The sequence below is a fragment of the Streptomyces sp. NPDC057697 genome (genome assembly GCF_042799335.1).
GTDB lineage: Bacteria > Actinomycetota > Actinomycetes > Streptomycetales > Streptomycetaceae > Streptomyces.
In genome coordinates this window covers 18,534-31,092 of record NZ_JBHVJA010000015.1, presented here as the reverse complement: position 1 = coordinate 31,092, position 12,559 = coordinate 18,534, and the positions used below count along the sequence as shown (strand labels likewise).

Below are 12,559 nucleotides of genomic sequence, written 5' to 3'. Positions count from 1 at the left end.
CCGCCCCCCGGCCGACCCGCTGCCGCCGCAGGGCCCGGGATGCACGCACGGAGTGAACGGCCCGGGGGCCTACCGGGCTTCGGCGCCCTCCGTCCGCTCGACGAGGTCGAGGAGCATCGGGCGGCCCTGTCCCGGTGGCACCGGGTAGAACCGACGGGCCCAGCGCCGGAACGGTCCGATCGGGCCGTCGCCCTGGGCGAGCCGCGGCGGCTGCTGGTACTGCTTGTGGTGCCAGATCGGGAAGTCCGCGGCGGTGAACTCGCAACTGGACCGGAAGACGGCACGGTCCAGCAGCCGGGCCGCGGTGCGGCTCACCGTACGGGCGAGCGGGGCCGGAAGCCGGGACGGTTCGTCGAAGGCGATGCGGTTGAGCTGGCGGAACTGCATCCGGTTGGGCGCGATCGCCGTCGGCATCACCATGGTGCACATCCGCAGCCCCAGCCGCGGCGTGTACACATCGGCGTGCAGACAGCCGAGCCCGTAGCCGTCCACCTCCACTTCGACGACGAAGTCGCCCAGGAGCGGCGCCGACTCATGGGCCCGCATGGACACATGGAACGTGGCGTCGTCGTAGACCACCGGCCCGCCGATCTCGGCCCGGTTCCAGCCGTGCAGGGTGGCGAAATGACCGAGGTCCACCGAGTTCTCGATGACTTCCTGGACATTGCCGGCCAGCTCCCAGGCCGCGCTGCGCGCCGGGCGGTGACCGATGACGTGCCAGTCGGGAATGGTCCAGTCCGGCTCACGGCCGTCGTGGTGGCGCCAGACGAACACGGCGCCATTGACCTCCAGCACCGGCAGCTGCGACAGCGGCGACCTCGGGGGCGCCGTGTCGTATCCCGTACGCACACAGGTGCCGTCCGGGCCGAACGCGAAGAAGTGGAAGGGGCAGACGAGGTCGTCGCCGTCGACCTCGGCCAGGCCGAGATGGGCGCCCAGATGAGGGCAGTACGGGCGGACGGCGCGGATCGCTCCCGAGCCGAGCCGGTACAGCACCACGTCCTGACCGGCCAGCGGCCGGGTGAGCACGGTGCCCGGCCGCAGCTCGTCGGAGAACGCCAGCGCGGCCCAGCCGCTCGGATAGGGCAAGGCGGGCGCGCCCGCAGCATCGGCCGGTGTCGGCCCCTCGCTGATGACGCGCCCGTACTCGCGTGACTCTCCCACCACATCCCCTTCCGGATTCGATCGCCTGGAGCCTGCCCAGACCGAACCCGGATCCTCCCGAAACACCGCACATCACCCGGACGGGGAGATCGGGAAAGAGGGTTGACGGAGGGGTCAGCGCGACCGCTGCTCGTACCCCACCAGCCGGACGCAGACGGCGAGCCCCGCGATCGCCTGCTCCAGCTCCCCGAGACCCGGGTAGCTGGGCGCGATCCGGATGACCGCGTCGCGCGGGTCGTCGCCGTACGGGTGCGTGGCACCGGCCGGGGTCAGCACGATGCCCGCCTCGGCGGCACGGCGCACGACCTCCTTGGCGCAGCCGTCCGGCACCTCCAGGGTGACGAAGTACCCGCCCTTGGGCGAGGTCCAGGACGCGAGCCCGGTGGAGCCGAGCTCGGCCTCCAGGATCCGCGCGACCACCTCGAACTTGGGCTGGAGCAGGGCGCGCTGGCGCTCCATGTGGCCGCGCACCCCGTCGGCGTCCCGGAGGAACAGGACGTGCCGCAGCTGGTTCACCTTGTCCGGGCCGATCGAACGCTTGGCGTTGTTGCCGAGCAGCCACTGGACGTTCGCGGGCGACGAGCCGAAGAACGCGACGCCGGCGCCCGCCGCGGTGATCTTCGAGGTGGAACCGAACACGAACGCCCGGTCCGGGTTCCCGGCCCCGGTGCAGGCGGCGAGCAGATCGGCGATCTCGACCGGCTCGTCGGTGAGGTGGTGGGCGGCGTAGGCGTTGTCCCAGAAGATCCGGAAGTCGGGGGCCGCGGTGTCCATCGAGGCGAGCCGGGCCACGGTCGCGTCGCTGTAGCAGACACCGTCCGGGTTGCTGTACTTCGGCACGCACCAGATGCCCTTGACCGCCGGGTCCTCGGCGACCAGCCGCTCCACGACGTCCATGTCCGGGCCCTCGGCGGTCATCGGCACCGGGATCATGTCGATCCCGAAGCGCTCGCAGAGCGCGAAGTGGCGGTCGTATCCGGGCACCGGGCACAGGAACGCGATCCGCTCCTGGTCCACCCAGCGCGACTCGGCGCCCGGCAGCACACTCAGCAGCGCGTGCACCAGGCAGTCGTGCATCAGCTCAAGGCTGGAGTTCCCGGCCGCGAGCAGCTGACCGGCGGGCACCTGGAGCACCCCGGCGAATATCTCCCGGAGCTCGGGCAGTCCCTGGAGCCCTCCGTAGTTGCGTACGTCCGTGCCGTCGGCGGAGGTGTGCCGCCCGCCGGGCAGGCTCAGCAGGTCCTCGGAGAGGTCGAGCTGCTCGGGGGCGGGCTTGCCCCGGGTGAGGTCGAGCGAGAGCCCGAGTCCCGCCAGGTCCTGGTAGTCCCGACGGGCCCGGTCGAGGAGCCCGGACAGGGCGTCGGGGCTCAGCTCGGTGGTCATGGTGTTTCCTCTCGCAGGGTGCCGCTCGGACAGGGGACTGTGCCGAGAATACAAACCGGCGCCGGGCGCCCGCGGCCCGGGAGCCCGGAGCGGGGACGTGTGGACCGCACGGGTGTGAAACATGATCGACTCCGCCGGTTCACGGCGATGGTCTTGCCCCGCTGTGTGACGGGGCCTACGTTCTCCCCTACGCACGTGTCTACGGGCGTAGAAATGCGTTGAGGCTCTCTGACGCCGCGTCGAAGGAGCAGCTCATGTCCCCAGTCGTTCGCGCCGCACTCGTCCAGGCGACCTGGACCGGCGACACCGAATCGATGATCGCCAAGCATGAGGAGCATGCGCGCGAGGCCGCCCGTCGGGGCGCGAAGATCATCGGCTTCCAGGAGGTGTTCAACGCCCCCTACTTCTGTCAGGTGCAGGAACCCGAGCACTACCGCTGGGCCGAGGCGGTCCCGGACGGGCCGACCGTCCGCCGGATGCGGGATCTCGCCCGCGAGACCGGCATGGTGATCGTCGTGCCGGTCTTCGAGGTCGAGCAGTCCGGCTTCTACTACAACACCGCGGCCGTGATCGACGCCGACGGCTCCTACCTCGGCAAGTACCGCAAGCACCACATCCCCCAGGTCAAGGGATTCTGGGAGAAGTACTACTTCAAGCCCGGGAACGTCGGCTGGCCGGTCTTCGACACCGCCGTCGGCAGGGTCGGCGTCTATATCTGCTACGACCGGCACTTCCCCGAGGGCTGGCGGCAACTCGGCCTCAACGGAGCCCAGTTGGTGTACAACCCGTCCGCCACCTCGCGCGGCCTCTCCGGCTACCTCTGGCAGCTGGAGCAGCCCGCGTCCGCCGTCGCCAACGAGTACTTCGTCGCCGCGATCAACCGCGTCGGCCAGGAGGAGTACGGCGACAACGACTTCTACGGGACGAGTTACTTCGTCGACCCGCGCGGCCAGTTCGTCGGCGAGGTCGCCAGCGACAAGGAGGAGGAACTCCTCGTCCGCGACCTCGACTTCGGCCTCATCGACGAGGTCAGGCAGCAGTGGGCGTTCTACCGGGACCGCCGCCCCGACGCGTACGAAGGACTGGTGGAGCCGTGAGCAGTCTGCATCAGCGCCATCTCGCCGTCAGCCCCGACTGGCTGGCGCTCTATTACAAGCACCCCCTGGAGATCACCCACGGCGAGGGCCGCCACGTCGTGGACGCCGACGGCCGGCGCTACCTCGACTTCTTCGGCGGCATCCTCACCACGATGACCGCCCACGCGCTGCCCGAGGTGACCAAGGCGGTCGCCGAGCAGGCCGGCCGGATCATCCACACCTCCACGCTCTACCTCAACCGGCCGATGATCGAGCTGGCCGAACGCGTCGCCACGCTCTCGGGCATCCCCGACGCCCGGGTCTTCTTCACCACCTCCGGCACCGAGGCCAACGACACGGCGCTGCTGCTCGCCACGGCGTACCGCAGGTCGAACCAGATCCTCGCGATGCGCAACAGCTACCACGGCAGATCGTTCTCCGCGGTCTCCATCACCGGCAACAGCGCCTGGTCTCCGACGAGCCTGTCGCCGTTGCAGACGCTGTACGTGCACGGCGGCGTCCGCACCCGGGGGCCATACGCGCACCTCGGCGACGCGGAGTTCATCGCGGCCTGCGTCGCCGATCTGGAGGACCTGCTCGGGCACACCCGCGCACCGGCCGCCCTGATCGCCGAACCCATCCAGGGTGTCGGGGGCTTCACCTCACCGCCCGACGGCCTGTACGCGGCGTTCCGCCGGGTCCTGGACCGGCACGGCGTCCTGTGGATCTCCGACGAGGTGCAGACCGGCTGGGGCCGCTCCGGCGAACACTTCTGGGGCTGGCAGGCGCACGGGGAGAACGGGCCGCCCGACATCCTCACCTTCGCCAAGGGGATCGGCAACGGGATGTCGATCGGCGGTGTCGTGGCCCGCGCCGAGGTCATGAACTGCCTGGACGCCAACTCGATTTCGACGTTCGGCGGCTCCCCGGTCACCATGGCGGCCGGTCTCGCCAACCTCGCGTATCTCCTCGAACACGATCTGCAGGGCAACGCCCGGCGCGTCGGAGGGCTGCTGATCGAGCGGCTGCGGGCGGTCGGCGCGGGTTCGGAGTGGGTGCGCGAAGTACGCGGCCGGGGCCTGATGATCGGCATCGAGCTGGTGAGGCCCGGCACCGACGAGGCGGCCCCGGAGGCGGCCGCGGCCGTGCTGGAAGCGGCCCGCGAGGGCGGGCTGCTCATCGGCAAGGGCGGCGGTCACGACACCAGCGTGCTGCGGATCGCGCCACCGCTCTCGCTGACCATCCCGGAGGCGGAGGAGGGCGCGGGGATCCTGGCCCAGGCGCTCCGGTCGCTGGGCTGAGACCAGGAGCGGGAGCGGCCGGGCCCCGGCGGGTGGTGCCGGGGCCCGGCCGTTCGGTCAGCCCCGGTGTCCGGTGGGGCGGGTGAGGTCCAGGGAGTGGACCGGGTCGAGCTCGCCGTAGTACGCGAGGTGCTGGTAGCGCACCTCGGTGACCTTCAGCGTGGCCGAGGCGACGCCCCGGGGCACCGTCGCGCCGAAGCGCACCGAGCCGTCCTTCCTGGTCGTGCCGGTCAGCTCGTGCACCCTGGCGCCGGCCGTCAGCTCGGCCGTGACCTTCGCGCCCTTCACCGGCCTGCCCTGCGCGGTCCTGATCACGCCGTTGGCGGTGACCTTCCAGGCCGCGTCGGAGCCGGGCCGCCCGTGGAGCTTCGTGTCGGCGCTCAGCGAGGCGACCGCGAGCTGGGACGGCGGATGCGGCTGGCCGAAGACGACCTGGTCGACGGTCCAGAAGGCGCTGTTGGTGCCGGTGTAGCGGAAGCTCAGCCGGGCCGACTTCGCGCCCGCCGGAACGGCGAGCTCAAGACGCTCGACCGTGTTGCTGTCGGCCCGGTAGGACTTCACGAGCTGCGGGGCGCCGCCGTCGTACGAGACGTACACATCGCCGGTCTGCGGACCGTCGACCCGGTAGTTCGTCGCGTAGGAGACGGTCGCCCGCGCGGCGCCGTTCAGCCGGTACGCGGGGCTGACCAGGGTGGAGTCGAACTGCCCGGCGCCGTGCGCCTTGTCGTCCCACTCGTCGGAGTCCGCGACCGCGAACACGTCGCGGGCGCGGACGTTCGTCTCGCGGCCCTGGCCGCGCTCGGCGTTGGTCCAGAACTCGTCCGTGGCGAAGGCCCAGCCGCGCCACTCGGTGACGCCGCCCGCGGGCATCTTCGCGTTGTCGATGGACCAGCCCTCGGGCGCGGTGTTCGTCCACCCCTTCACGCCGGCCGGGAGCTTGGTCTCGTCGACGGGCGCGCGGAGCGAGGGGCGCAGCGCGTCGAAGGCGTCCGGCTCCAGCTCGGCGAGCGAGCTGCCGTCGAGGTCCCAGGCCGGGTCGGTGGCGACGCCCTCGTGGCGCAGGACGGTGGGCGCGATGTCGGTGATCTTGACGTCGTCACGCACCGAACCGGGCCGGATGCCCTTGCCCTGGGCGATCACGAACGTACCGCGCTCCAAGGGGGTGTTGCCGCCGTGGCCGCCGGTGGGGGTGTGGCCGTGGTCGGCGGTGACGACGACGAGCCAGTCCTCCTTCGCGTACGTCGGCCGCGAGGTCACCGCGTCGAGCAGCCGTCCGACCTGGGTGTCGGCGGTGTTCAGGGCCCCCAGGTAGGCGTCGCTCGCCGAGCCGCTGCTGTGGCCGGCGCCGTCGACCTCGTCGAGGTGGACGAAGGTGGAGTCGGGGTTGCCGTGCGCCAGGTAGTCGGCGGCCTTGGCGGTGGTGCCCTCGTCGTTGCCGCCCGCGATCCGCAGATCGGTCTTCGCGCCGAAGACGGTCTGCGGGATCGGGCTCCAGGTGCCGACGACCAGGGTGGAGGTGGCCGGGTCGGCGGTCTCCAGCCGGGTCGCGTAGTCCGGGTACCGGTCGTAGGCGGGGGCCGTGAAGTTGTTGTCCTTCACGTTGTGCTTGTCGGGCCAGACGCCGGTGGCGATGGACGACCAGCCCGCGCCGGAGACGGTCGGCGCCATCGGGTCGGCGTACAGATTGCTCCGGGCGGTCAGGCCCTTGGCCATCAGCTGCTTCAGGCGCGGCATCTCGGCGCGCGAGAACGCGTCGAAGGTGGCGCCGTCGATGCCGATGACCAGGGTCTTGGCCTGCTTGGTGCCGGAGGGCAGACCGGCGTACGGGGCGGCGGCCGGGGCCTTGGAGCCCTGGGCCCGAGCGGCGGTGGTGGCGAGCGGCAGTGCGACGGCGGCGACGGTGGCGGCGGCCAGCACCGTACGCGCGGAGCGCGACAGGGACACGTGATCCTCCGGGATCGGGTCGGTGGGCACCGGACATCGGGGGCGTCCGGTGCTGGGTCCGAGGCTCGCCGCCGGTGGTGATCGGACCACCCCGCGCAGGGGGCGGGCGCATGAACCGCATTCGACATTTGGACCAGACCCGTCATCATTTCGTGATGACCGGTGGGATGTTGGCGGTGACGGCGGCTCGCGCGGGTGGGCCGGTGGAGTGCCGGGCCGAGGAAACAGAAACGTCTTCAGCGATTGGCGGCAGCGGTATTGCCACAGTGGGTAGCCCACTTCTACGTTCTTCGACACGCGCCATGTCTACGGGCGTAGACCCGCCGGACGGGCAGGAACGGTTCAGGAGCGAACGCGGTTGATCCGACGCGAATGGAGCAGATGCCATGGCACGCACCCTCATCACCGGCGGACTGGTGATCACGGCCTCCGACGAGTTGTACGCCGATGTGCTCGTCGACGGTGGCCGCGTCGTGGGCCTGGCCACCCATGACGGCCACGCGTGGACGGCCGACCACGTCATCGACGCCACCGGGAAGTACGTGATCCCGGGCGGGGTCGACGGTCACACGCACATGGAGATGCCGTTCGGCGGCACATACGCCTCCGACACCTTCGAGACCGGCACCCGCGCGGCGGCCTGGGGCGGCACGACGACCATCGTCGACTTCGCCATCCAGCCCAGGGGAGGTTCCCTGGGCGAAGGGCTCGACGCCTGGCACGAGAAGGCGGACGGCCGGTGCGCGATCGACTACGCCTTCCACATGATCATGTCCGATGTCAACGAGTCCTCGCTCCGGGAGATGGACGGGCTCGTCTCGGCCGGTGTCACCTCGTTCAAGCTCTTCACCGCGTACCCCGGGGTCTTCCTCTCCGACGACGGCCAGATCCTCCGGGCCATGCAGCGCGCCGGCTCCAACGGCGGGCTGATCATGGCGCACGCGGAGAACGGCCTCGCGATCGACGTCCTCGTGGAACAGGCGCTGGCACGCGGGGAGAGGGACCCGCGCCACCACGGCGAGGTCCGCAAGGCGCTCCTCGAAGCGGAGGCCACACACCGGGTGATCAAACTGAGCCAGGTCGCGGGCTCGCCCCTCTACGTGGTCCACGTATCGGCCCGGGAAGCCCTCGCGGAGCTGGCGAGGGCCCGGGACGAAGGGCTCCCCGTGTTCGGCGAGACCTGTCCGCAGTACCTCTTCCTGTCCACCGACAACCTCGCCGAGCCCGACTTCGAAGGCGCGAAGTACGTCTGCTCCACCCCGCTGCGCCCGAAGGAGCACCAGGAAGCCCTGTGGCGCGGGCTGCGGACGAACGATCTCCAGGTGGTGTCCACCGACCACTGCCCCTTCTGCTTCAAGGGACAGAAGGAGATGGGGCTCGGGGACTTCTCGAAGATCCCGAACGGCATGCCGGGCGTCGAGAACCGCATGGACCTGCTGCACCAGGCCGTCGTGGACGGGCACATCACCCGGCGCCGCTGGATCGAGATCGCCTGCGCCGCGCCCGCCCGCATGTTCGGCCTGTATCCGAAGAAGGGCACGATCGCGCCGGGAGCCGACGCCGACATCGTCGTCTACGACCCGGCCGCCCAGCAGACCATCTCCGCCGAGACGCACCACATGAACGTCGACTACTCGGCCTACGAGGGCAAGCGGGTGACCGGACGGGTCGAGACCGTGCTGTCGCGGGGGGTCCCGGTGATCGCCGGCCGCGCGTACGTGGGCAGGGCCGGGCACGGGGCCTACGTGCCGCGGGGCCTGGGCCAGTACACGAACTGAGACCGGGCGGGCCGGTGGGCGACCGCCGGTCCGCCGCCCGCCCCCGGACGTGTCCGCTGCCTGCCGGACGGCGCCCGGTCCCCCCGGGCGCCCGCCGGTCCTACCCCCGCCGCGCGTACGCCCGCAGCCGCTCCTCGCGGTCCGTCAGACAGCAGCTCGCACAGCGCACCGCCTCGGCGCTCGTGTAGTACAGGCAGCAGGTGTCGCGCAGATAGACCAGCCGCTCCGGGCCGTCCGGCGCGCGCCGGACCCGTGCGACCTCGCCCAGCCCCGCGAGCCCGCCGGGCGCCGTGTCCGCGAACTCCCGCCAGCGGTCGGCCAGCAGGTCCACCTCCGCGCCGTACGCGCACAGCGCCGTGGCGCAGCCGTGGGCGATCCCGCCGCGCAACTGCCTGAGCCCGGCGCGGGTACGGCGGTGCAGCGCCTCGGCGACCGGCAGCAGATGCCCGTCCAGCACGGTGCGGTGCAGCAGCCGTACCGGGTCCTCCCCGGCCCGGGGCGCCAGCAGCCGGGGAACACGCACCCGGACCCCGCCGATCCCGTGCGCGGCGGGGCGCACCAGCACATTGCCGGACCGCAGGTCCGGGACCTCGTCGTACAGCGCCCAGTGGAGCACGGCGGCGGCGGTGACCCGGCCCGCGTACACCGCCATCAGGGTCAGCGCGGTCGCGTGGCCGGTGCGGTGGCCGCTGCCGGTGCGCTCGCTCTCCAGCAGCCCGGACAGTTCGCCGCTCGCCGGGTCGGCCAGCCGGTCGGCCGCCAGCCACCGCTCCGCCTCGCCCGGGGGCGGCCCGCCCTCGCCGACCTGCCAGCGCGGCCCGTGCGGCAGGGGCGTCCAGACGGCGGACGTGCCGTCGCTCATGAGAGCGGGAGGTAGACGACGTTGGGGGAGCCGGTGACCGGATGGGCGCCGATCCGGGACCGCACCCCGTAGACCTCGGCCAGCAGTTCCTCCGTCAGCACCTCCCGCGGGGACCCGGACGCCACCACCCGTCCGGCGGCCAGGACGAACAGCCGGTCGCAGTAGGAGGCGGCCAGGTTGAGATCGTGCAGCACCAGCAGATTGGTGGTGCCCAGCGTCCTCACCAGGGCCAGGATCTCCAGCTGGTAGCGGATGTCCAGATGGTTGGTCGGCTCGTCGAGCGCCAGCAGTCCCGGTTCCTGGACCAGGGCGCGGGCGATCAGGGCCCGTTGCCGTTCCCCGCCGGACAGCTCGTCGAACCGCCGCCCGGCCAGCGCCGCCGCGCCGACCCGCCGCAGCGCCCCGTCGATGCGGCGGGCGTCGTCGGCGTCGTCCTGCTCCCAGAACCGCTTGTGCGGGCTGCGGCCCATCGCCACGATCTCGCGCACGGTCATGCCGAAGGCGCCGGGGCTGTCCTGCGGGACGACGGCGACGCGCCGGGCCCGTTCCTTCACCCCGAGGCCCGCCGCGTCCGTACCGTCCAGCAGGACCCGGCCGGCCGCGGGGCGCAGGGCGCCGTACACACAGCGCAGGAAGGTGGTCTTGCCACTGCCGTTCGGCCCGACCAGGCCGACCGTCTCGCCGGGAGCGGCGTCCAGCACGACTCCGTCGAGCAGGGTGCGGCCCGCCACCTCGTAACTGATCCCGTCGGCGACGAGCGCCGTCGGGGACGGTGCCGGGCTCATCCGGTGATCCCTTCGGTACGGCTGGAGCGGCGCAGCAGCCAGAGGAAGAACGGGCCGCCCACCAGGGCGGTGACCACTCCGGCGGGGATCTCCCGGGGGGCCGCCACCGTCCGCGCCAGCAGATCGGCCAGCAGCAGGAAGACCGCCCCGCCGAGCGCGGTCACCGGCAGCAGCCTGCGGTGGGACGCGCCGACGACCAGCCGGGCGGCGTGCGGGACCATCAGGCCGACGAACCCGATCGCGCCGCTGTAGGCGACCAGCACCCCGATGACCAGCGACACCAGCACGAAGACCCCGGCCCGGAAGCGGCCGGGGTCCAGGCCGAGGCTGCGCGCCCCTTCCTCCCCGGTCAGCAGCAGGTCCAGTGGACGGGCCAGGCTGATCAGCAGTACGGCGCCGAGCGCCAGGACCACGGTGGGCAGGGCCAGTTGGTCCCAGCGGGCTCCGCCCAGCCCGCCCAGGGTCCAGAACATGATCTCGCGCACGTGCTCGGCCCGGGAGGACAGCACCAGGATCAGGCTGGTGAACGCGGACAGCACGTACTGGATCGCCACCCCGGCCAGGATCAGCCGGCCCGTCGTCATGGTGCCGCCCCGCCGGGCCATCGCGTAGACGGCGACCAGCGCGGCCATGGACCCGGTGAACGCGGCAACGGGCAGCGCCACATCGGTGGCCGCACCGGCGCCGAGCCCCAGCACGACGACCGAGGCGGCGCCCGCCGAGGCACCGGAGGAGGCGCCCAGCAGAAACGGATCGGCCAGCGGGTTGCGCACCAGCGCCTGGAGCACCGCGCCCGACAGCGCCAGCCCGGCGCCGACGACGGCCCCGAGCAGCACCCTGGGCAGCCGCACCTCCCACACGATCGTCGGGAACGCCCCCGTGCGTTCACCGCCCAGCACCGTGCGCAGTACCACGTCCGGCGGAATCCGCACCGGACCGAGCGCCAGACCGGCCACCGCGGCCGCCAGCAGCAGCACCGTGAGGACCCCGATCACGAAGGGGGTCGACCGGAGCACGGCCTTCGGGCGGGGGAGGGGCTTCGGACGGGGGGCGGCGGACCCGGTGCTCACCGGTCGCCGGGGTGCAGCTGACCGGCCAGGTCCCGCACGGCGTCGGCGACCCGGACGCCGAGCACGGCCGAGGACAGCGGGAGCACCGCGAACCTCTTGTTCTTGATCGCCGGTACGTCCGCGAGCGCCGGATCGTTCAGCAGCCGCTTCTTCTTGGCCGCGACCGGGGTGCCGCCGTAGTCGTAGATCACGACCACCTCGGGCCTGCGCTTGATGACCTGCTCCCAGGACACGTCGCCGAAGGTGGCGTCGAGGTCCGCGAAGACGTTCTCGCCGCCGGCGAGCCGGACGATCTCGTTGCCGATGCCGTTGCCGCCCGCCGTGAACGCGGAGCTGTCGCCGGAGTCGTACACGAACACCGAGGGGTGCGAGGCGCCCTTGAGATCCTTCTCGACCGCCGCGAGCTTGCGCCGCTCCTCGGCGATCAGCTTCCGGCCGCGCTCCGGCACGCCGAAGGTCCTGGCGACCTGCGTGATCTCGGTGGCGAGCTGCTCGACCCCGACCTTGGGCTTGGTGCAGTTCTCGACGTTCAGCCGGGTGTTGATGCCGCTCTTCTGGAGCGTGGCCCGGTCCTGGCCCTTGGCCTTGTCGAAGGCGCTGGCGTAGCCGCCGTAGACGAAGTCGGGATCGGCGCCGAGCAGCACCTCCTTGGAGGGGTACTCCTTCGCGAGCACCTTGGTCCCGGCGTACGCGGACCGGTACTTCGGCAGGATGCTGTCGTCCAGGTAGGCGGTCCCGGCCAGCCGGTCCTGGAGGCCGAGGGCCAGCATGATCTCGGTGGCGTGCTGGTTCATGGTGACGGCCCGCTCCGGCGGGGCGTCGAAGGTCGTCTTCACACCGCAGTTGGTGACGGTGTACGGGAAGCCGTCGGCGGCCGGTGCGGCCGCTTTGCCGCCGTCGCCGCCGGAGCCGGAGCCGCAGCCGGTGAGCGGCAGCAGAAGCAGGGGTATGAGCGCGAGGGGCGCACGACGGATCCGGGGCATGGCCGAGCCTTTCCGGGGGATGTCCTCGTCCCCTGGGTCGTTCGAGAAGGCGGCGCGGCCAGTATCTGGCTTCCGGGCTGCTGCCCGGTCACAGTGGCGGGACCGTACCGGATTCACACCGGTTTCCTGACGCGCGTCGCCCGAGATTGCTGCGCCCATTGTGTCAGACCCCGTATTCCGGCAGGTCCCGGCCTCGCGCCGGGGCGTGCGCGC

10 protein-coding genes and 1 riboswitch are annotated in these 12,559 nt (G+C 71.9%); of the genes, 3 read left to right on the top strand and 7 right to left on the bottom strand.

All coding sequences use genetic code 11. The features are described 5' to 3' along the window. Positions 1–69: 69 nt before the first annotated feature. Both ACFVFH_RS30415 and ACFVFH_RS30410 read right to left on the bottom strand, forming a co-directional pair. Complete coding sequence (locus ACFVFH_RS30415) at positions 70–1,164, bottom strand: Rieske 2Fe-2S domain-containing protein (RefSeq protein ID WP_383774483.1); 1,095 nt, start codon at positions 1,162–1,164, stop codon at positions 70–72. 114 nt (positions 1,165–1,278) lie between these two features. Then, complete coding sequence (locus tag ACFVFH_RS30410; RefSeq protein WP_383774481.1) at positions 1,279–2,547, bottom strand: aminotransferase class I/II-fold pyridoxal phosphate-dependent enzyme; 1,269 nt, start codon at positions 2,545–2,547, stop codon at positions 1,279–1,281. A 254-nt stretch (positions 2,548–2,801) separates the two neighbouring features. Between ACFVFH_RS30410 and ACFVFH_RS30405 the strand changes: the two genes are divergently transcribed. Both ACFVFH_RS30405 and ACFVFH_RS30400 read left to right on the top strand, forming a co-directional pair. After that, positions 2,802–3,644, top strand: a complete 843-nt coding sequence (locus ACFVFH_RS30405) for a nitrilase-related carbon-nitrogen hydrolase (protein WP_383774479.1) — start codon at positions 2,802–2,804, stop codon at positions 3,642–3,644. Then, positions 3,641–4,924 (top strand): aspartate aminotransferase family protein, encoded by a 1,284-nt coding sequence (locus ACFVFH_RS30400; RefSeq protein ID WP_383774477.1) that lies wholly within the window; start codon positions 3,641–3,643, stop codon positions 4,922–4,924. The genes ACFVFH_RS30405 and ACFVFH_RS30400 overlap by 4 nt, the downstream gene beginning before the upstream one ends. 57 nt (positions 4,925–4,981) lie before the next feature. Here the strand turns inward: ACFVFH_RS30400 and ACFVFH_RS30395 are convergent, their stop codons facing one another. Continuing rightward, complete coding sequence (locus ACFVFH_RS30395) at positions 4,982–6,868, bottom strand: alkaline phosphatase family protein (RefSeq protein WP_383774475.1); 1,887 nt, start codon at positions 6,866–6,868, stop codon at positions 4,982–4,984. A gap of 386 nt (positions 6,869–7,254) precedes the next feature. Here ACFVFH_RS30395 and hydA point away from each other — a divergent pair, with 386 nt between their 5' ends. After that, the gene (hydA, locus tag ACFVFH_RS30390) at positions 7,255–8,646 is read left to right on the top strand and encodes a dihydropyrimidinase (protein WP_383774472.1); all 1,392 of its coding nucleotides are present in this window, start codon (positions 7,255–7,257) and stop codon (positions 8,644–8,646) included. A 100-nt stretch (positions 8,647–8,746) separates the two neighbouring features. Here the strand turns inward: hydA and ACFVFH_RS30385 are convergent, their stop codons facing one another. Genes ACFVFH_RS30385 through ACFVFH_RS30370 form a run of 4 tightly spaced genes read right to left on the bottom strand, consistent with a single transcriptional unit; the run spans position 8,747 to position 12,346 of the window. Next, positions 8,747–9,508, bottom strand: a complete 762-nt coding sequence (locus tag ACFVFH_RS30385; protein WP_383774470.1) for a hypothetical protein — start codon at positions 9,506–9,508, stop codon at positions 8,747–8,749. Next, a complete protein-coding gene (locus tag ACFVFH_RS30380; RefSeq protein ID WP_383774468.1) occupies positions 9,505–10,293 on the bottom strand; it encodes an ABC transporter ATP-binding protein in 789 nt (262 codons plus the stop codon). The genes ACFVFH_RS30385 and ACFVFH_RS30380 overlap by 4 nt, the downstream gene beginning before the upstream one ends. After that, positions 10,290–11,363, bottom strand: coding sequence for a FecCD family ABC transporter permease (locus ACFVFH_RS30375; RefSeq protein WP_383774466.1), 1,074 nt, complete (start codon positions 11,361–11,363; stop codon positions 10,290–10,292). The genes ACFVFH_RS30380 and ACFVFH_RS30375 overlap by 4 nt, the downstream gene beginning before the upstream one ends. Beyond that, on the bottom strand, positions 11,360–12,346 hold the full coding sequence (locus tag ACFVFH_RS30370) for an ABC transporter substrate-binding protein (RefSeq protein ID WP_383774464.1): 987 nt from the start codon (positions 12,344–12,346) through the stop codon (positions 11,360–11,362). Before ACFVFH_RS30370 ends, ACFVFH_RS30375 begins: the two co-directional genes overlap by 4 nt. A gap of 38 nt (positions 12,347–12,384) precedes the next feature. Next, positions 12,385–12,515: riboswitch (cobalamin riboswitch) on the bottom strand. Between the last annotated feature and the right edge of the window lie 44 nt (positions 12,516–12,559).